The organism is Gilvimarinus sp. 1_MG-2023, assembly GCF_030548285.1.
The window spans coordinates 104,490-122,111 of the sequence record NZ_JAUOSC010000010.1 but is presented as its reverse complement, the minus strand read 5'-3'; the positions used below and the strand labels follow the sequence as shown (position 1 = coordinate 122,111).

Below are 17,622 nucleotides of genomic sequence, written 5' to 3'. Positions count from 1 at the left end.
GACGCTGGACGCTGGACGCTGGACGCTGGACGCTGGACGCTGGACGCTGGACGCTGGACAATATTGTGTTGCGCTGGTGCTTGGTGGTGTCAAGCATTATCGCCCTTCATCTTCATATGCAGTGACATAAAAAAGGGCGACCCCGGTAAGGAGCCGCCCTTTTTTGGCGTTGTGCGGAATGCGGAATGCGGAATGCGGAATGCGGAATGCGGAATGCGGAATGCGGAATAGCATTTTGTTGGCCGCCCCCGCGCAGTTTCAAACACTAGCCGCTACTATTATTACCGTGCCGCGTTCTGCGTTCTGCGTTCAGCGCTCCACCCCAACTCTAAACACCCAACGTCTTTTTAACAAACGGAATGGTCAGTTTGCGTTGTTCGGCCAGTGAGGCGTGGTCGAGTTTGTGCAGACAGCAAAACAATTGATTCATATCGCGCGGTACGCGTTGCACGATATAGCTGGCCACCTCTTCCGATAACTCTAGCCCCCGTTCTTTGGCGCGTTTACTCAGCGCTAGCATTTTTTCTTCGTCGTTTAGGGTGCCGACCGCGTACACTACTCCCCACTGAAAGCGCGATTGCAAGTCGGCCAGCTGCACGCCCAAGGTGCGCGGGTTTTGCGTGGCGGCCACTAACAACAATTTACCCGAATCGCGCAGAGCGTTATACAGGTTAAACAAAGCCAACTCCCAATTGGCTAGCCCGGCAATATCGTCCAGGCCATCCAGGCACACTAAGTCCATATGCTCTAGCCCTTCGAGCAGTGCTTCCGGGGCAAAGCCCATCACATCGCTTAACGGCAAGTACTGAACATTTAACTGGCGCGACTCGGCGTAGTGACAACTCGCCTGTAATAAGTGTGTCAAGCCGGCCCCAGAGCTACCCCACAAGTAGACAAACTGCTCACCGCCGCCGTCGACTTGTTTTTTTAAACAGTCGACGATTTGCCGATTTACCGAGTGCTCAGGCGCAAAAAAGTTGGCAAAGGTGGAATCGTCTTTAAGGCTAACTCCCAGGGATAATTGTTGCGGAGCACTACTCATTGCTCCCCCCTTGGGTAAGCGATTGTTGTAAACGATAACGCAAAGGTCTTAACAAGGAACCGCGCACTTGGTAGCGATTGCCGCTAAGACTGGTGCCGCTGACAGGCAATAACATTTTTTTCAGCGCCAAGGTGTTTTCCAATTGAGTTACATCACCATCGGTAAATAATTTAAGCGTAAGCCCCTGAGAGGAGACTTGATGCATTTCTACCCGCCGCACCACCGCGAGTGAATTTAAATAAGATTCAATTCGTTTAAAATCGGCAAAACTGTTGGCGTTGGCAATAAACATGGCAATACTTGCTGAGCCACTTTCGCTGGGGCGAATAGCGTAAATATTGGCAAAACGATCGGCGATGGTATCCACTGCTTGCTGCAATAAATCGCCAGGGGCATCGGCTTGCCCATCAAACATGACATCACCTTCGCCGTGCAGCAATTGCCAATTACCCCGGTAGCGGCCATCGGACAATTCACTGTAACGTAGGGCGATAATGGCATCAGCGCTATAGCGCTCAGAGGCTTGGCGAATTTGGCTGCTATCGAGCTGCCAAAGCGTTTGTTCTGACATAGCCAGGTGATCTTCCAAGTCAAACACCGGTGAGGTCACCGGTAGCCCACGCAACTGTGCTTGCTCACGCACCTGCTGCCAAGCGTCGGGATCGGTAACCAGCTGCAGTCCATCGCCCTCATTGGCAACAGCCCAGATCAACACATTAGGACGGTTGGCCGGCCAGTAAGGCAGCCCGGCTTCGCGCAATAGCTGTTCGATCAGTGCGGCGGAAAACTTAAGGTTTAACGCCGAAGCGGGGATGCTCTCACCACTGATCGACTCTAGGGTTTCATCACTGGCGGCGTAGCTGTACTCATAAACGTACTCTTGCGCGTTGGTTAATGCCGCTTTAATAGCCGGTGATTGCAAACTTTCTAAGGAGCCCGAAACTCGTACCACCACCCGCTCTAAGGCGTGCTTGGCGGCCGCCGCACGCTGCGCGGCTGATTGCGATTTAACCAGCTCTTGCGCGCGATACAATTCAACGGTTTGATCGGCGCCAGCGGGCGCAACGATAAGAAAGGTCAGTAAGGCCAGTGTCAAAAATCGGGGGTACAGTGTCACAGTGTGTCGACATCCAAAATGATGAAAGTGGCGCATTGTAACAGGCAAATATTGCCTTTGCGCCCTTTCCTGTTCCGACTCGGCCGCGTTTGGCCGAATTGAGAACCACCGCGCCGAAGTTGTCTTGCGTAAAACAATCAATCCGCTCAGCTTAATTATTAAAACCTATTCGATAATAATTATCATTTGCGTTAATGTTGTTTTCTCTTACCACCAAGGCGCGACTGACCCATGGATGCTCTAGCTGTGCAATTGCGACATTACGAACCCAAATTACAGAAGTATCTAACCCAGCGCTTTGGCTCGGTGCCACTAGCTCGCAAAGTCACCACCGAGACGCTCAACTCCATGCAAAACAGCGAGGTGTTGCCCTGCATTGGCAACCCCTACGAATACATTACCGGTTACGCCGTTTCTTTGGCCATTCGCTATGCAAAACACAATAACCCAAACTAAGCTTCCCGCCGACTTCACCTCCGCCCTGTACAGCCATGCCATGGCCGACCACCTGTGGCCCGAGCTGCGACTTTACGATAAGGCGGCGCGCGAGCTGTGGGAGCGCCTGCCGACAAGCACCCACCGAGTGCGCGCCCAGAAAACGCAAATTACCCGCAGCCTTTGGTACGATCAGCGCTGCCTAGAGTTTATCCGGCTCCACCCGAGCGCAACTTTTATTGCCCTTGAGGCCGGGTTGAACACACGGTTTCATCGCTTGAGCCAACAAGCCGAGTGGCCGCGCTTTCAGTGGTGGGAGTTAGACCGGCCAGAACGGGCGGCCTGCAAGCAGCGATTACTGCCCAGAGTGGACAATTACCGCATCGAACCACTCTGCCCCAGAGATATAGCCGGGCAACTGCAAGCCATTTTATACACCCAAGCCCGGCCAGTGATGATTATCTGTGAAGCGGCCAATAGCCATTTTACTCAACCTCAATGGTACAACTTGCTTAGTGCCCTGAAGCCTGCAACAACCTGCCAACCGATTGAACTGATTTTTGACTGCCCAAACCGAATATTTTTGCCATTCGGGCGCCGGCGGGCACTCACAGGCTCAATGGCGCTACCTGCCCATGCTCGCGTACTGCGCCAGGACACTCTGCAACAGCCCTTGGCATCTTTAATGACCGGGCGGCAGCAGGGCTGGCATTTATCACTTGCCTCGGGGAGAGGCCACAGACACGACACTAGTTCGCTCACTTGAATTGGACCACCCAACCTGCCCTCGCGCGCCTTGCCCCAGACGCTTCTGTGAGGGCTGAGAGTGATAGAAATAACCGCCTAGACCACTCGGGTACCCACTCTTATAAGTGCCGTTGAATCTCGGCGTATTAACGGAAGTAATTGCCGCACTTTTCCGGTAGAATACGCGCCTTTGAGATCAACCCGCCCGAACCTGCGACCGGGCCCAGTACGGAATCTGTCAACGCATGAGCGAAATCACCCCTACCTCCCTCAGTTACAAAGATGCCGGTGTCGATATCGACGCGGGTAATGACTTAGTTGAACGTATCAAAGGTGTGGCCAAACGCACCCGCCGGCCAGAAGTTATGGCGGGCCTCGGCGGCTTTGGCGCTCTGTGTGAACTGCCCGAAGGCTATCGCCAGCCGGTACTGGTCTCTGGCACCGACGGTGTCGGCACCAAACTTCGCTTAGCGATGGATCTGGGTAAACACGACACTATTGGTATCGACCTGGTTGGCATGTGCGTCAACGACCTGATCGTGGCCGGGGCCGAGCCGCTGTTTTTCCTCGACTACTACGCCACGGGCAAGCTCAATGTGGATGTGGCCGCCGATGTGGTCACCGGTATTGGCGAGGGCTGCGCACAGTCTGGCTGCGCGCTAGTCGGTGGGGAAACCGCCGAAATGCCCGGCATGTACGAAGGCGAAGATTACGACCTGGCCGGTTTTTGTGTCGGCGTGGTTGAAAAAAGCGAAATTATCGACGGCAGCAAAGTGGCCACAGGCGATGTGCTGATTGGCCTGACCTCTACCGGCCCGCACTCCAACGGCTACTCACTGATCCGTAAAATCATCGAAGTATCCAACGCCGACCTGCAACAAGATTGCGGCGGTGTTACCCTGGCCGAAGCGCTTATGGCCCCTACCCGCATTTACGTTAAGCCCTTGCTGGAATTAATCAAAACTCTGCCGGTGCACGCCCTGTCACACATTACCGGCGGCGGGTTACTGGAAAATATACCCCGCGTATTACCCGATAACGCCAAAGCAGTAATTGACACTACGGCGTGGCAACTGCCACCGGTGTTTCAGTGGCTGCAAAAGGCTGGTAACGTCGAGCCTACCGAAATGTACCGCACCTTTAACTGTGGTGTAGGCATGATTCTGGCCGTGCCAGCTGAGCGCGCCGATGAAGCCATTACCCTGTTAACCAACGCCGGTGAAATCGCCTTAAAGGTAGGTGTGATCAGTGAGGCCAGCGAGGGTGAAGAACAAGTCGAGCTGCAAGGTCTTAGCCTATGAGTTCGGCGTCACCCTTGCGTGTCGTGGTGCTCATTTCCGGCAGCGGCAGCAATTTGCAAGCGTTGATAGACGGACAAAAAGCAGGCGAGCTGCCCATCGAGATTGCCGCAGTTATCAGTAACCGCCCGGGCGTCAAAGGTTTGGAGCGCGCGACTGATGCCGGCATTGAGGCCATCACCCTGGATCACAAAGGCTTTGCCAGCCGCGAAGCCTTTGACAGCGCCCTGGCGCAACGCATCGACGGTTTTGAGCCACAGCTGGTGGTACTGGCAGGCTTTATGCGCATTCTCACCCCTGATTTTGCTCAGCATTATCTGGGGCGCATGTTAAACATTCACCCGTCCCTACTGCCTAAATACCAAGGTTTAAACACTCACCAGCGCGCCCTGGATGCGGGCGACAGTGAACACGGGGTAACGGTTCACTTTGTGACCGCCGAGCTCGACGGTGGACCGGCAGCCATTCAAGCCGTCGTCCCCGTATTAAAAGAAGATGATGCCAGTACTCTGGCGAGCCGTGTGCAAGCCCAAGAACACGTTATTTACCCAATGGCGGTTAAGTGGTTTGCTGAGGGCACACTTCGCATGCACAACAATGCCGCTGTACTTAAGGGTGAACCTTTGCCCGCAAGCGGGTACCAAGTAAGGACCAATAACGTTTAAATAGGGATGCTATGCGACTGATACCCACACTTTTTGTTCTGGGCCTGAGCCTATTGCCCGTCGCGGTGATCGCTAACGCCCCAGAACAAGAGCAGCCTGACACCGAAACTGCAAACCAAGCGACACCGCCCAAACAGTTTAAAAATATCTATCGGGCCCGTGCTTACGGCATTGGTATCACCGTTACCCACGAGCTGACCCCGACTGATTCTGGCCATAAGTTGCGCTTTTTTGCCGATTCATTCGTAGCCAGTATCGAAGAAATCAGCCATTTTGACTGGCCCACCCCAGAGCGATTGCGCCCCACGAGTTACACCTATGAGCGCTCGGGGCTGGGCCGCGACCGCAGCGCCAAACTGGATTTTGACTGGGAGACAGGCAAAGTCACCAATAATGTTCAAGACAAACCTTGGAAAATGACTATAGAACCAGGGGTACTGGACAAACTCAGCTTTCAAATTCAGCTGCAACATGACCTGATTGCAGGAAAAACCGAGAATCTGGCCTACGATATTGCCGATGGCGGCCGCCTTAAGCACTACCAATTCGAGGTTGTGGCCGAGGAAACCCTTGAAACTCCGCTCGGCAAAGTAGACACTGTGAAAATCAAACGATCTCGCGAAGACGACGATCGCATCACTTACGCTTGGATGGCTCCCAAGTACGACTATCTTCTGGTAAGAATGCAGCAGGAAGAAGGGAGCAAGGTCTACACCATTTACATTCACGAATCCGAAGTTGACGGTGAAACAATTTCGGCCTTTGAGTGATACGCTCACTCTAATTCAACAGACATTCACCCAGCAAAGGCACACATTATGAATATTTCCGACAACTGCGTTGCCAGTTTTCACTACACGCTCACCGACAAAGAAGGCAAGGTACTTGATTCTTCTGACGGCCGCGAGCCTCTGGCTTACCTGCATGGTGCAAGTAACATCATTCCGGGTTTGGAAAAAGAACTGGTTGGCAAGCAAGTTGGCGACAAGTTAAAAGTAGACGTTCCAGCGGCTGAAGCCTACGGCGAGCGCAACGACGAAATGATGCAAGAGCTCCCCGCTAGCATGTTCACCGGCGTTGAGAAAATCGAAGTCGGCATGGAGTTCCACGCCCAAACTGAACAAGGCACTCAGGTTGTTAGCATCGCCGCCGTCGACGGCGACAATGTTACCGTTGATGCCAACCACCCACTGGCGGGCGTAGACCTGACCTTTGATGTGGAAATCACCGATGTGCGCGAAGCGACCTCTGAAGAGCAAGAGCACGGCCACGCCCACGGCGCCGGTGGTCACGAGCACTAAGTCGCAGCGACAATGCGTGGCCACACTGTGGTCACCCGAGTTTGCCTTTAACCCGCAAGCTCAGAGCTGAAAGACTCGACACGGTCAGATTGATAGACTGAAAACTTGAGTCTTTCAGCCATTAAAAAAGGAGCGCTTAGCGCTCCTTTTTTAATGGCTGCTAGTTTTATATCCGTTTAGCACCATTGTTTTTTGCCGGCGCCTACTCCCTTAGTCAACACCTCGCGCCAGCTTAGCAATTAATGCGCGTCTACTTTTTCTTTACCACAACGCTTACACCGATAGCGCGTCACCAACTTGCCCTGCTTCACATCAAACTGCTGGTTGGTAACCACCTCCCATTTGTGAAAGCCACTGCGGCACAGAGTTTTCCCTTTGTGCTTTTGCTTAGGGCTGAGGCGTTTAAAGGGTACAACATTAGACATCGAACTTGGCCGTTAAGAGAGACACTAAACAGGCTTTAAGCATACTGGCAGAGTAGCTCTCACCGCAAGCGCTTAGGGAACCTCTAATTAAGTCCTCAGAGGTTCCCTAGTTGCCCTGATCGCACAATTTACAGTCGAGCTGAGTGCCCAACATGGCCGCTCGCCCCATTTCGGTGGTCACCCAGTGCCGCACTACCCAGGGCGGTTTATGGCGCACATGCTGGTTGTGACCACAGGCCAGTTCTGCGACCCAGTGGTTTTCTTCGTCTTGGTGATAACCAACAATAGGCTGGTGCATAGTGCTCCCGTGGTAAACTGCCCGCTTTTATACACAGGCCTACTAAGTATGATAATCCGTTTTCGACCATCGCCCATTGTGGTGCTGTGTATCGTCACTCTTATTTGGGCGTTTAGTTTTTCGCTAATTGGTGTCTATTTAAGCGGCCAAGTGGACAGTTACCTAGCGGTGTTTATTCGCGTGTTCTTGGCTTTTTTAGTGCTGCTACCATTTTTTAAGCCGCGCCAACTGCCCGGCAAGCAACTTTTGGTATTGACCTTTATAGGTGCGGTACAGGTCGGCGTGACCTATCAGTTTCTCTATCACGCTTTTTCCTACCTGAGCGTAGCCGAAGTGCTCTTGTTTACCATTTTCACCCCGCTTTGGATTACCTTAATCGATGAGGTTCTACTGGGCAAACGCCATTTGCCTCTGCGCTGGTGGTTGGGCTCGGCTCTGGCAGTAATGGGTGCGCTTATTATTCGTTATCAAAATATCAGCGCCGATGCCATTACCGGATTTTGCCTGATTCAAGCGGCCAATTTATGTTTTGCATTGGGCCAGGTGGCCTACCGAAGGCTGCCCATTGCCGACGTCAAACTGCAAGTACAAACCTTCGCCTGTTTCTTTTTGGGCGCGACCTTGGTGTCGGGCTTGGGCAGTGTATTGTTTGCCGACTGGCAAAAAGTGCCCAATAGCCTTACCGAATGGCTGGTATTGATTTGGCTCGGTTTAGGCGCCTCGGGCTTTGGCTATTTGGCCTGGGCCATGGCCAGCAAACGTGTTAATACTGGTCAGCTGGCAAGTATGAACAACTTGCTAATACCCGCCGGTATTTTGGTCAATGTATTGTTTTGGCAACAGAGTGCCGACTGGCCGCGCTTACTAATAGGCGGCGCTGTGATTGCATTGGCCGTTTGGGTCTGCCGGCCGCAAACGGCCTAATAACATTCAGTCAATGCGTTAGCCGGGTTGCCGCACCGTTTGCAGGTGCCGACACATAAGTTCAGCACCGTCGAGTATGCGCAAAGTGTGGCGCTGAATAATATCGGGCGGCACAAAAAATAAGTGTTTATTTTGTACCGACTGCAGCGTCGGGTAAAACCGCCACTCGTCCAACCACTCGGGCCTTTCCTCGCCCATGCCACTGGCTACAATCGCTTGCGGATCGCGTGCAATCACCGACTCGATATTAATTTTGGGGGCAATAGAAACCGCATCGGCAAAAGCGTTGCGACCTCCACACAAACGAATAACATCGCTGACTAGGTGTTCGCCATTAAGGGTTTGTAGTGGGTCGTTCCACACTTGGTACAACACGCTAACCGGCTCGGTGGCGCGGTAGTTTTGTTCAAGTTGCGCCAAACGTTCTTGCCATTGATCCACCGTCTTGTTGGCCTGCTCGCGAGTACCCAATAGCTCACCTAAAACGCGTACCTCGCGGGCAATATCTTGCAAGCTGCGCAGCTCATCGACATACACGGTAATGCCCAAACGCTCTAACTGCGCCGCCACGGCCTCACCATTACCCGACGCCCAGCTAATCACCAAATCCGGTTTTAACGCCAAAATCTGTTCGAAATTGACCACTTTGTAACTGCCCACCTGGAGCAACTCGCTTGCCTCGGCGGGATAATCACTGTGACTGACCGCCGCCACTAGCTTGTCACCGCCGCCGGCGGCGTAAACGTTTTCCACAATATGCGGCGCCAGAGCCACCACGCGCTGCGCCGGGCGCTCGAGTGTCACCCATTGCCCGCGCGCATCTTGCACACTGATGCTGTTCTCTGTATTTTCCGGCGACGCCTCAGGGGTTTGGCCGAGGGCTTTAACAGGTAATAGCATGAGCACAAACCAAAGTGCACAGGTTTTTTTTGCGCTAATGTTTAGCATATTATTTATCACTCTCCACTTTGTAATTCTGGCGGTTGCCAGCTCATTGTATTTTTGCAATTTGGTGTTTCGCTTAAATAAAACACTCTAAAGCCAACTGCAAGCGCGCACCGTCATCCGCGGGTAGGCCGAGCCGCAACCAGGCCGGCAGCGCATCGTCCGACTCATACCCCCAGCGAGTAAAGATCCCCGCCTTTGCCAGATGCTCGTACAATGCCCGCAAAATCACTTTTGCCTGAGCATCCGTTGTGCATAAGGTGACAAACAGGCCGCCATTGTGCAACGTAATCGCACCGGGTAACGTCTGGCGCAGCAGTGTGTACAGTCTCTCACTGTTGTGTTTAATTCGCAGACGCTGAGCGTCTTGCCATTGGCTATCTTGCAGGGCTTGAGCGCCGGCCCAAAGCGCGGGCCCACTCACGGCCCAGGGGTCCAGTGCGCGCTGAATTTTCTCCGGCTGGGCACCGATTAAAAAACCGAGCCTGGCTCCGGCCAAGCCAAAAAATTTTCCCAGGGAGCGCAGTACCCAGACGTTAGTCTGCGAGGTAACAAACGGCACCATCGTGTGGCGGGTATCGCAGTCGGTAAAAGCTTCGTCCACCACCAGTGCACCGCTGAGCCACTCGGCCCAATTTTGCAATCGTTGCGCCGGAACTGATTCACCGCTGGGGTTGTTAGGGTTAATCACCACCACATGATTTACCTGACCGGTCAGTATCCAGTGTTCACACTCATCCAGGGTAGAGTACAGACGCACCTTGTGCCCCACCCGACACCACTGTATGTGGTGTTCTGAATAGCCGAGTGCAGGCACTGCCACCACGGCGGGTTGAAATAATTCAGGCAATTGAGCAATGGCCACCTGACTGCCGGGTAGCGGCGTTATAAATTGTGCCGCGATACCATAGTAACGCGCTGCTGCGGCCAAGAGGTCGCGATTATCCGTAGGCAAATGGTGCCAATACTGGGGCGGCAGTGCCGGCAAGGGATAGGGCCAGGGGCTGATACCGGTAGAAAGGTCCTGCCAACCGTCGCGAGGCTGGCCGAAGCGGTTGGTGGCGTATGCCAAATCACCACCGTGGCGCGGTGTCTGAATGGCTTGCTTCGGCTCTAGGCTTGCATCTGTAGAGTCTTCGGCCTGAGTTCTCATGAGCAACACCCGCGCCATAATAAGCTCGCCAACAATAACGCAAGCGCGCTGATAATAACCGCCCGGCGAGTTAATACGATCGCCCTTGGCAGATCGTTAAGTGTGGCCGCGTTGCCCGGCGTTGCCGGTTTATTTTGCCACACGCCGTGATACGAAGCGCCGCCACCGAGCACAATACCTAAACTGCCCGCACCTGCGGCCAGCACCGGCCCGGCGTTAGGGCTCGACCAGTAGCAGGCACATTGACGCCACACAGCAAAGCCGCGAAAAGAAAGCGCGCCTACTATTAATGCCAAAGCACTTATGCGCGCGGGAATAAAATTCAAACCATCGTCAAAACGAGCAGCGGCCCAACCGAAGTGAACAAATCGGGAATTGCGATAACCCCACATGGCATCGAGCGTATTGCTCAAACGATATAAAACAATGCCCGGCACACCGGCCACGGCAAACCAAAATAAAGGCGCAATAACCGCATCGGAAGTATTTTCCAGCAGTGATTCTGTCGCTGCGCGCACGACGCCCTCTTCGCTGAGGGACTCGCAGTCGCGACTGACAATCAGGCCGGTGGCCTTCTGCGCTTGCGGCAATTGACCTCGCTCTAACGCAGTGACTATCGCCTGCACGTGCAACTCCAACGATTGCCAGCCCACCGCTAAGTACACCGCAACACTGCCGATCAGACAGCGCCACAGCCAGTGTAAATCCAAGCCCCACCACAACCAACTGGCAAGTAATAACCACGGCACGGTGGCCAACAAAAACGCCAATACACCAAGCGCTTTGACAGCGATAGTGGCGTTAAGTCTAGAACTGACTCTGGAATTAATCGGTTGATTGAGGCGGGCCTCCAACCACGTGGCAATACGGCCAAACCCCACTAATGGATGACCATATTTAGGCTCGCCCAGTAAACGATCGAGCAGCAAACCGGCCAGTACACACAAACAGAGCAACAAGCCGCCGTTCATTAGTTCACTGATTGCGCGAAGGCTCGGCATTAAAAAATCGCCACCAGCAATATTAATAACAACAGTTCGCTTAACTCGACTAACGCGCCCAAACAATCTCCGGTGTAACCGCCTATTTGGGTAAACCAAAAGCGCCACCAATAAATCAGTAGCGCCGTCAGCGCGCCGAGCAATACGAAACTGGTGAACACAGAAAAGCCCATCACCATCGGCGCCAGATAACAAAGAGCCACCAACCACAAGATGCCAGTGCCGGGTTCGGTTGCAGGGCTGGATTGGTTTGAGTCCCGGGCGTAATCGGCCAGGGCCATAAAAGGTAAAATCGTCACTCGTGCCAGAAACGGCACCACCAGCAATAGGGCCAATGAAGTGCCCTGCTGCCATAAGCTGGCCAGGGCAACGACCTTGGTTAACAGCAGTAGCACTAACGCTACCAACGCCACCGCGCCGCAGACTGGATCGTGCATCACTTGCAAAATACGCTCGCGCATTTGGGTAGGGTCGATAATTTTATGGCCGGCGTAGTAGGCGTCCATGCAATCGGCCAAGCCATCCAGATGCAGTGCGCCGGTCAACACAACCCATGCCGCAATGGTCAGCGCTGCGGCCAACCACACACCCAAACCCGCAATGGCATAGGCAAACAACACGAGAAGAATCCCTAAGAGCACACCTACCAGTGGGTAAAAATACACAGCACGCGCGATAACTTGTGCATCGGGTTTTTGCAACCAACGGGCAACCGGCAAGCGCGTTAAAAAAACCACAGCATACAAAAATGCCTGCAACCAGGGGGCAAGCTTAGGCACGATAGACATAGCTTTCTTCCTCAGGGGCGATAATACGAACACTCTCTCGGTTAAATTCAGGCCCGTTCATACAGAGCGATGCACTAAAACCATAATCGATATTAAGTTGCATCATGTCGGCAGGCGCTTCTCCGCGTGCGACATTCAGTAAACTTTTAATCACCCCGCCGTGGGTCACTATTAACACCTTATCACTCGCACCATAGGTATCGCTGAGTCTGGCAATGGCCGTTAACACCCGCGCTTTAAATGCGCTGTAGGGCTCGCCGTTAGGCGGTGTTACTTGGTCAGGCGCACGCGACCAAGCCAGACACAAACTCTCTTGTTCGCGCCACACCTGCTCGACCGGTTGCCCCTCCCAATCGCCAAAATGTATTTCTCGCAATTGTTCATCCAACGTTAGCTCGCACCCATGTGCCTCTGCGACACTGCGGGCGAAATTTTGGCAGCGAATCGCTGGCGAGCTAATAATTGATTGCCAGGGCCCTTGCAAGCCCTGCAAGCCTGTGGACATTTGCTGCCAGCCCTGCTCGCTCAGCGGCACATCGATAGAGCCGCGAAAAATATGCCCACCGTTACAGGCACCGTGCCTTAAGAGGTCAATCTGCACCGGCAACACCCGCCTCGGCAAAAGTTGCCATAGAAGCGTGCAGCAACAATGCCTGGCGAATAACACCGGCGGCCAGTGCCGCGCCGCTACCTTCACCCAAGCGCATATCGAGCGATAAAATCGGTGTCGCATCGAGTGTAGCCAATACGGTTTGATGGCCAGACTCGTTGGATAGATGTGAATACACCAGCCAAGGTTGAATACTGGGGTTAATATTCAGTGCCACAGCAGCGGCGGCGGTGGTAATAAACCCATCGACCAAGACAGGCACACCGATCTGTGCACAACGAATGTAGGCACCGACTAAGGCGGCGATTTCGAACCCGCCCAGAGCCCCGAGTAACGCTAACGGGTCGTTGCATTTGCCTGCGTGTAAGGCAAGAGCACGATCGATAAGCTCGCATTTTTTCTGTAAGGCGGCATCGTCCACCCCGGTGCCGCGCCCGACAATCGATTCACTGGGCAATTCAAACAGCGCCGCCAATAACGCACTGGCCGCCGTGGTGTTGCCAATGCCCATCTCCCCACCAATAAAAAGATCGGCATCGCACACCACTTGCCCGCGACCGGCACTAAGCGCGGTGGCCAATTGGCTATCGCTCATGGCGCAGGTTTGGCTAAAATCTTGTGTAGCCGGTGCAATAGGCGTATTGACCAAACCGACTCGGTCGTTAATTTCGCGCACGCAACCTAAGTTAACCACTTTAAAATCGGCCCCCAGCGATTGCGCCAACACGCAAATAGCCGCCCCACCCTGACAAAAATTTTCCACCATTTGCGCGGTAACCGACTGTGGAAACGCCGATACTCCTTGCGCCGCCACACCGTGGTCGGCGGCAAATACACGCAAGGTTATCTGCTCCATGCGGGCAATCGCTCGGCCCTGCATACCGGCAAAGCGCACCGCTAAAGATTCCAATTGCCCCAGGGAACCGGGCGGCTTGGTAAGGCAAGCCTGACGCTTCAGCGCCGCTTGGGTGCTTTGTGCATCAATGGTTTGCGCGGCCTGATAGAGCCAATCGGTGTTCATAACTCACCCTTTAAACTTAATGGCAGACCCGCTACTACCAAAGTGACCTGTTGGCAGCGCTCGGCCAGCGCTTGGTGCAACCAGCCACTGGCATCGACAAAATCACGCGACAACTGCCCCAACGGTACAATGCCAGAGCCCACTTCGTTGCTAACAAAGGTCCAATTCGGACTGCGCCCTTGGGCAAGCTGCCTGTCGATTTCTTGCAAGAGTAAATCCCGCTCTTGTGGCCAACACCCAGCGTGTAAACAATTACTGATCCAAAGGGTTAGGCAGTCCACCAGTACTTGATTATTGGTATCGCCGATGCCAGATAAAGTGGCCGCCAACGCCGTGGACACTTCCCGTGTGTGCCAACTCGGGCCGCGATCTTGCTTATGCCGGGTAATACGCGCTTGCATTTCTTTGTCGCCAGCGGCGGCGGTGGCCACATAATAGAGATTTGAAGGCTCTTGCACCTGCGCCATTATCGATTGCTCGGCGAAGCGACTTTTACCGCTGCGCGCGCCACCTAAAATTAATCGCATAGGGGCTCTTCTGGCGCAGTCTTGCCCACCACAATGGGAGCCCCGGTTTGCGGATGCGGCAGTATATACACCGGCATGGCAAACACCTCCTCCACCAAGGCTTGAGTTAACACCATTTGCGGGGCTCCGCAGGCGACATTGTGACCGTTATTCAGCACCAGAATACGATCGCTGTATGCTGCGGCGAGAGTAATGTCATGCACGGTCATCAGCACGCTAACCCCGGTAGCGGCAAAGCGGCGTATGGCAGCCATAAGCTGATGTTGATGGCCGAGGTCGAGACTGGTAACCGGCTCATCCAGTAAGAGCAAACGTTGGCCGGCGTCCTCTTCGCGCCATATTTGCGCCAGTACTCGCGCCAGATGCAGGCGCTGTTGTTCACCACCGGATAAGGTGGGGTACAAACGCTCGGCAAGATGAGTCACATCCATAGCCGCCATAGCAGCGTGACAAATTTCTAAGTCCAACACCGAACCGGTACTGTGCGGGCTGCGCGACATGGCGACAACCTCAAACCCGGTAAACGCAAACTCTAACGCATTATGTTGAGACAGTACCGCCATTTGACGCGCTCTCGTACGCGGAGCAATTTGCTGCAGCGGTGATTGTTCCAGATAAACACTGCCACTCGTCGCCGCAATATCGCCGCTAATTGCACGCAAAAAAGTCGTTTTTCCCGCACCATTGGGGCCAATAATAGAGACGACCTCGCCTGCGGTTACGGTTAGACTTAAAGGCTGCAACAATGGCTTGTGGTTAATTTCCACACTGAGGTTTGTTATTCGAAGCAGGCTCATCGAATTAACTCCCGGTGGCGCAACAGTAAAAACACAAAAAACGGTGCACCAATTAACGCCGTTACCAAGCCGACCGGCAACTCAGTTGGAGACAATACAACCCGAGCCAATGTATCGGCCAGCAGAAGTAAACTGGCCCCACCCAGTGCCGACATAGGCACCAGCGTACGGTGATCAGGCCCCACGCACAGACGTAACATATGCGGCACCACCAGCCCCACAAATCCAATGCTACCGGCCACGGCCACAGAGACGCCCACACCCAACGCAACCCAGACAATCAATTGGTTTTTTAAACGCCCGACATGAACGCCCAAGTGCCGCGCTTGCGACTCGCCCAGCAGTAATGTATTTAATGCGTGACTGGTACGCGACATAGCCACCAACATAAGCGCCAGAATAAACAGCATAACCAATGCGCGCGAGCCATTGGCGCCGTCCAGTCCGCCCATGCGCCACAAGCTCATGCGGCGCAAACTTTCGTTGTCCGCTAAATAATCCATTAACCCCGTCATGCTGGCTGCCAGTGCGCTCACGGCAATACCCATTAATAACATGGTAGCGACCGAGGTCCCGTTCATCCCGGTGGCCACTCGATAGACCAACCACACCGATACCAGGCCTCCGACAAAAGCGCCCAGAGATACCAGTGACAGCCCACCGGCAATAGCACCGCCGCCCAAAATAATCGCCACACTAGCACCAACCGAGGCGCCAGCGGTCACGCCAATGAGCGACGGGTCGGCCAATGGGTTGCGAAACATACCTTGTAAATAGGTGCCACACACGGCCAATACAGCCCCTACCGTGGCCGCTAAAATAGCGCGTGGTAAGCGGATATTCAGCACAATATCGCGGGCGAAACCGGTGCGATCCAGACCGAGAAGCGCGGAGGCAATATCGGTAACTGACAGTGCCACCGAGCCCAAGGCGATAGCCGCTATAAAGCTGGTACCGAACAGCAGATTCAATACAATCCAGGTGATATGCCGGCGCCGTTTTCGAGGATCAGACATCTTCGTTTTCTCCCAACTGCGCCAGCCACTGCTCATTAAGATGCACCTCTAAGGTATCAGCCAGGCGCTCTAATTGTGTATGCCGGTGTGCGGCCAAATCGAATGCGCGCCACTCACAAGACGTATCCCCGGCCCATAACAGAAGTTGCTGCAAAGCTTGCGGGTGATCAAACAAGCCGTGAATATAGGTCGCTAATATTTGACCGTCGGCACTCAGTGCACCCTCGTGGCGAGTGGCTATATCGGAGCCCAAAGTGGCATCCTCAACTGTGAAAGGGCCTTGCGCTAATGCGGCGCCCATAGAAACTCCACAATGAATTTCATAGCCTGTGTACGCTGCGCTTGCGCCGGCCAAAGTAAATTGGCCACGTACATTTTTCAGTATTTTTTCAGATTGCAATACAGTGGTGAACTCTAAAAAGCCCAAGCCTTCAACCTGCCCAGGTGTATCTTCTACACCCTCGGGGTCGTTAATCGTCTTACCCAACATTTGCAACCCGCCACAGATACCCAACAGCTTGCCCCCGTAGCGCAGATGGCGTTGTAACTTCGTTTGCCAGTTCTGTTCGAACAGCGCTTGCATGTCTGCGCGCACGTTTTTGCTGCCGGGCAGAATAACCAAATCACATGGCGGCAATGCCTCACTAACACTGACATATTGTAAGTTGACCTGCGGGTGCAATCGTAAAGCATCGAAATCGGTATGGTTACTGATGCGGGGCAGTACCGGCACCACCACATTTAATAGCGCCGATTGATTTTGTTGTTGCGAATGGATAGCGTCTTCCGCATCTAAATACAAATCGTGCAAATACGGCACGACGCCCAGCACCGGTTTGCCGGAGTAGTTTTCGAGCCAGTCGAGACCGGACTGCAACAGGGCGATATCACCGCGAAAACGGTTAATCACAAACCCTTGCACACGCGCCCGTTCGCTGGGCGACAGTAATTCCAGCGTTCCCACCAAATGCGCGAAGACACCACCTTTATCGATATCGGCGATGATGATCACCGGGCAATCAGCCGCTTCGGCAAAACCCATATTGGCAATGTCGTTCTCGCGCAAGTTAACCTCGGCCGGGCTGCCCGCGCCTTCAACCAAGACACACTGATGCTGACTTTGCAGGCGCGCAAAAGACTCCAGCACCGCTTCGCGCGCAGTACTTTTGTAGGCGTGATAATCCAACGCCTGCATATTGCCGATGGCCTGGCCGTGAATAATAACCTGGGCCCCGACATCGGAGGATGGTTTTAGCAAGACGGGGTTCATATCGGTATGCGCCGCCACGCCGGCGGCAATGGCTTGCAACGCTTGAGCACGGCCAATTTCACCACCGCCTTCGGTAACGGCACTGTTAAGCGCCATATTTTGCGGTTTAAAAGGCGCAACATTGACCCCGCGCCGTTTTAACAGGCGTGCCAAACCTGCCACCAAAGTGCTCTTGCCAGCGTCGGAGGTTGTACCCTGCACCATCAAGCATGTCATGACGAGGGCCCCATGGTCAGCATCTG

Annotated in this window: 21 protein-coding genes; 7 read left to right on the top strand and 14 right to left on the bottom strand. The window is 54.0% G+C overall.

The window, feature by feature from the left end; genetic code table 11:
• Nucleotides 1–328: 328 nt before the first annotated feature.
• Nucleotides 329–1,042 carry a DnaA regulatory inactivator Hda gene (gene hda, locus Q4563_RS12040; RefSeq protein ID WP_303604650.1) on the bottom strand — a complete coding sequence of 238 codons (714 nt, stop codon included), beginning with the start codon at nt 1,040–1,042 and terminating at the stop codon, nt 329–331.
• Nucleotides 1,035–2,159, bottom strand: coding sequence for a DUF2066 domain-containing protein (locus Q4563_RS12035; protein WP_303604649.1), 1,125 nt, complete (start codon nt 2,157–2,159; stop codon nt 1,035–1,037). The genes hda and Q4563_RS12035 overlap by 8 nt, the downstream gene beginning before the upstream one ends.
• Nucleotides 2,160–2,390: 231 nt before the next feature.
• Between Q4563_RS12035 and Q4563_RS12030 the strand changes: the two genes are divergently transcribed.
• The 6 genes from Q4563_RS12030 (at nt 2,391) to Q4563_RS12005 (ending at nt 6,605) form a co-directional block, all read left to right on the top strand.
• Entirely contained in the window at nt 2,391–2,615 is a 225-nt protein-coding gene (locus Q4563_RS12030) for a hypothetical protein (protein WP_215977178.1), read from the top strand.
• Nucleotides 2,590–3,360: a class I SAM-dependent methyltransferase gene (locus Q4563_RS12025; protein WP_303604648.1), complete on the top strand. Its 771-nt coding sequence runs from the start codon at nt 2,590–2,592 to the stop codon at nt 3,358–3,360. The genes Q4563_RS12030 and Q4563_RS12025 overlap by 26 nt, the downstream gene beginning before the upstream one ends.
• Nucleotides 3,361–3,586: 226 nt before the next feature.
• Nucleotides 3,587–4,642 carry a phosphoribosylformylglycinamidine cyclo-ligase gene (purM, locus tag Q4563_RS12020; protein WP_303604647.1) on the top strand — a complete coding sequence of 352 codons (1,056 nt, stop codon included), beginning with the start codon at nt 3,587–3,589 and terminating at the stop codon, nt 4,640–4,642.
• Complete coding sequence (gene purN / locus Q4563_RS12015; RefSeq protein ID WP_303604646.1) at nt 4,639–5,304, top strand: phosphoribosylglycinamide formyltransferase; 666 nt, start codon at nt 4,639–4,641, stop codon at nt 5,302–5,304. The genes purM and purN overlap by 4 nt, the downstream gene beginning before the upstream one ends.
• An 11-nt stretch (nt 5,305–5,315) precedes the next feature.
• Complete coding sequence (locus tag Q4563_RS12010; RefSeq protein WP_303604645.1) at nt 5,316–6,074, top strand: DUF3108 domain-containing protein; 759 nt, start codon at nt 5,316–5,318, stop codon at nt 6,072–6,074.
• Between the two features lie 48 nt (nt 6,075–6,122).
• Nucleotides 6,123–6,605, top strand: coding sequence for an FKBP-type peptidyl-prolyl cis-trans isomerase (locus tag Q4563_RS12005; protein ID WP_303604644.1), 483 nt, complete (start codon nt 6,123–6,125; stop codon nt 6,603–6,605).
• Between the two features lie 239 nt (nt 6,606–6,844).
• Here Q4563_RS12005 and Q4563_RS12000 read toward each other — a convergent pair whose 3' ends face one another.
• On the bottom strand, nt 6,845–7,030 hold the full coding sequence (locus tag Q4563_RS12000) for a hypothetical protein (RefSeq protein WP_303604643.1): 186 nt from the start codon (nt 7,028–7,030) through the stop codon (nt 6,845–6,847).
• Nucleotides 7,031–7,136: 106 nt separating this feature from the next.
• Nucleotides 7,137–7,328 (bottom strand): DUF3565 domain-containing protein, encoded by a 192-nt coding sequence (locus Q4563_RS11995; protein WP_303604642.1) that lies wholly within the window; start codon nt 7,326–7,328, stop codon nt 7,137–7,139.
• Between the two features lie 48 nt (nt 7,329–7,376).
• On the opposite strand from Q4563_RS11995, the gene Q4563_RS11990 reads away from it, so the two are divergent.
• Nucleotides 7,377–8,252 carry an EamA family transporter gene (locus Q4563_RS11990; protein ID WP_303604641.1) on the top strand — a complete coding sequence of 292 codons (876 nt, stop codon included), beginning with the start codon at nt 7,377–7,379 and terminating at the stop codon, nt 8,250–8,252.
• Nucleotides 8,253–8,270: 18 nt separating this feature from the next.
• Here the strand turns inward: Q4563_RS11990 and Q4563_RS11985 are convergent, their stop codons facing one another.
• From Q4563_RS11985 to Q4563_RS11940, 10 genes are all read right to left on the bottom strand, one after another.
• Complete coding sequence (locus tag Q4563_RS11985; protein WP_303604640.1) at nt 8,271–9,152, bottom strand: cobalamin-binding protein; 882 nt, start codon at nt 9,150–9,152, stop codon at nt 8,271–8,273.
• A gap of 121 nt (nt 9,153–9,273) precedes the next feature.
• Entirely contained in the window at nt 9,274–10,350 is a 1,077-nt protein-coding gene (locus tag Q4563_RS11980; RefSeq protein WP_303604639.1) for a threonine-phosphate decarboxylase, read from the bottom strand.
• Nucleotides 10,347–11,351: an adenosylcobinamide-phosphate synthase CbiB gene (cbiB, locus tag Q4563_RS11975; RefSeq protein WP_303604638.1), complete on the bottom strand. Its 1,005-nt coding sequence runs from the start codon at nt 11,349–11,351 to the stop codon at nt 10,347–10,349. Before cbiB ends, Q4563_RS11980 begins: the two co-directional genes overlap by 4 nt.
• A complete protein-coding gene (locus Q4563_RS11970; protein ID WP_303604637.1) occupies nt 11,351–12,139 on the bottom strand; it encodes an adenosylcobinamide-GDP ribazoletransferase in 789 nt (262 codons plus the stop codon). Before Q4563_RS11970 ends, cbiB begins: the two co-directional genes overlap by 1 nt.
• Complete coding sequence (locus Q4563_RS11965; protein ID WP_303604636.1) at nt 12,123–12,740, bottom strand: histidine phosphatase family protein; 618 nt, start codon at nt 12,738–12,740, stop codon at nt 12,123–12,125. Before Q4563_RS11965 ends, Q4563_RS11970 begins: the two co-directional genes overlap by 17 nt.
• On the bottom strand, nt 12,730–13,770 hold the full coding sequence (cobT, locus tag Q4563_RS11960; protein WP_303604635.1) for a nicotinate-nucleotide--dimethylbenzimidazole phosphoribosyltransferase: 1,041 nt from the start codon (nt 13,768–13,770) through the stop codon (nt 12,730–12,732). Before cobT ends, Q4563_RS11965 begins: the two co-directional genes overlap by 11 nt.
• The gene (gene cobU, locus Q4563_RS11955; protein ID WP_303604634.1) at nt 13,767–14,297 is read right to left on the bottom strand and encodes a bifunctional adenosylcobinamide kinase/adenosylcobinamide-phosphate guanylyltransferase; all 531 of its coding nucleotides are present in this window, start codon (nt 14,295–14,297) and stop codon (nt 13,767–13,769) included. The genes cobT and cobU overlap by 4 nt, the downstream gene beginning before the upstream one ends.
• On the bottom strand, nt 14,288–15,094 hold the full coding sequence (locus Q4563_RS11950; protein ID WP_303604633.1) for a heme ABC transporter ATP-binding protein: 807 nt from the start codon (nt 15,092–15,094) through the stop codon (nt 14,288–14,290). Before Q4563_RS11950 ends, cobU begins: the two co-directional genes overlap by 10 nt.
• The gene (locus tag Q4563_RS11945) at nt 15,091–16,110 is read right to left on the bottom strand and encodes a FecCD family ABC transporter permease (RefSeq protein ID WP_303604632.1); all 1,020 of its coding nucleotides are present in this window, start codon (nt 16,108–16,110) and stop codon (nt 15,091–15,093) included. The genes Q4563_RS11950 and Q4563_RS11945 overlap by 4 nt, the downstream gene beginning before the upstream one ends.
• On the bottom strand, nt 16,103–17,596 hold the full coding sequence (locus Q4563_RS11940) for a cobyric acid synthase (RefSeq protein ID WP_303604631.1): 1,494 nt from the start codon (nt 17,594–17,596) through the stop codon (nt 16,103–16,105). Before Q4563_RS11940 ends, Q4563_RS11945 begins: the two co-directional genes overlap by 8 nt.
• Between the last annotated feature and the right edge of the window lie 26 nt (nt 17,597–17,622).

Excerpts from the sequence above, each read along its gene's own strand:
- Q4563_RS11990 (WP_303604641.1), top strand. The coding sequence starts at position 7,377 with ATGATAATCCGTTTTCGACCATCGCCCATTGTGGTGCTGTGTATCGTC.
- Q4563_RS12005 (WP_303604644.1), top strand. The coding sequence starts at position 6,123 with ATGAATATTTCCGACAACTGCGTTGCCAGTTTTCACTACACGCTCACC.
- cobU (WP_303604634.1), bottom strand. The coding sequence starts at position 14,297 with ATGCGATTAATTTTAGGTGGCGCGCGCAGCGGTAAAAGTCGCTTCGCC.
- purN (WP_303604646.1), top strand. The coding sequence starts at position 4,639 with ATGAGTTCGGCGTCACCCTTGCGTGTCGTGGTGCTCATTTCCGGCAGC.
- Q4563_RS11950 (WP_303604633.1), bottom strand. The coding sequence starts at position 15,094 with ATGAGCCTGCTTCGAATAACAAACCTCAGTGTGGAAATTAACCACAAG.
- Q4563_RS11970 (WP_303604637.1), bottom strand. The coding sequence starts at position 12,139 with ATGTCTATCGTGCCTAAGCTTGCCCCCTGGTTGCAGGCATTTTTGTAT.
- Q4563_RS12025 (WP_303604648.1), top strand. The coding sequence starts at position 2,590 with ATGCAAAACACAATAACCCAAACTAAGCTTCCCGCCGACTTCACCTCC.
- Q4563_RS11940 (WP_303604631.1), bottom strand. The coding sequence starts at position 17,596 with ATGACATGCTTGATGGTGCAGGGTACAACCTCCGACGCTGGCAAGAGC.
- hda (WP_303604650.1), bottom strand. The coding sequence starts at position 1,042 with ATGAGTAGTGCTCCGCAACAATTATCCCTGGGAGTTAGCCTTAAAGAC.
- cbiB (WP_303604638.1), bottom strand. The coding sequence starts at position 11,351 with ATGCCGAGCCTTCGCGCAATCAGTGAACTAATGAACGGCGGCTTGTTG.
- Q4563_RS12000 (WP_303604643.1), bottom strand. The coding sequence starts at position 7,030 with ATGTCTAATGTTGTACCCTTTAAACGCCTCAGCCCTAAGCAAAAGCAC.
- Q4563_RS12010 (WP_303604645.1), top strand. The coding sequence starts at position 5,316 with ATGCGACTGATACCCACACTTTTTGTTCTGGGCCTGAGCCTATTGCCC.
- Q4563_RS11995 (WP_303604642.1), bottom strand. The coding sequence starts at position 7,328 with ATGCACCAGCCTATTGTTGGTTATCACCAAGACGAAGAAAACCACTGG.
- purM (WP_303604647.1), top strand. The coding sequence starts at position 3,587 with ATGAGCGAAATCACCCCTACCTCCCTCAGTTACAAAGATGCCGGTGTC.
- Q4563_RS11980 (WP_303604639.1), bottom strand. The coding sequence starts at position 10,350 with ATGAGAACTCAGGCCGAAGACTCTACAGATGCAAGCCTAGAGCCGAAG.
- Q4563_RS11985 (WP_303604640.1), bottom strand. The coding sequence starts at position 9,152 with ATGCTATTACCTGTTAAAGCCCTCGGCCAAACCCCTGAGGCGTCGCCG.
- cobT (WP_303604635.1), bottom strand. The coding sequence starts at position 13,770 with ATGAACACCGATTGGCTCTATCAGGCCGCGCAAACCATTGATGCACAA.
- Q4563_RS12030 (WP_215977178.1), top strand. The coding sequence starts at position 2,391 with ATGGATGCTCTAGCTGTGCAATTGCGACATTACGAACCCAAATTACAG.
- Q4563_RS11945 (WP_303604632.1), bottom strand. The coding sequence starts at position 16,110 with ATGTCTGATCCTCGAAAACGGCGCCGGCATATCACCTGGATTGTATTG.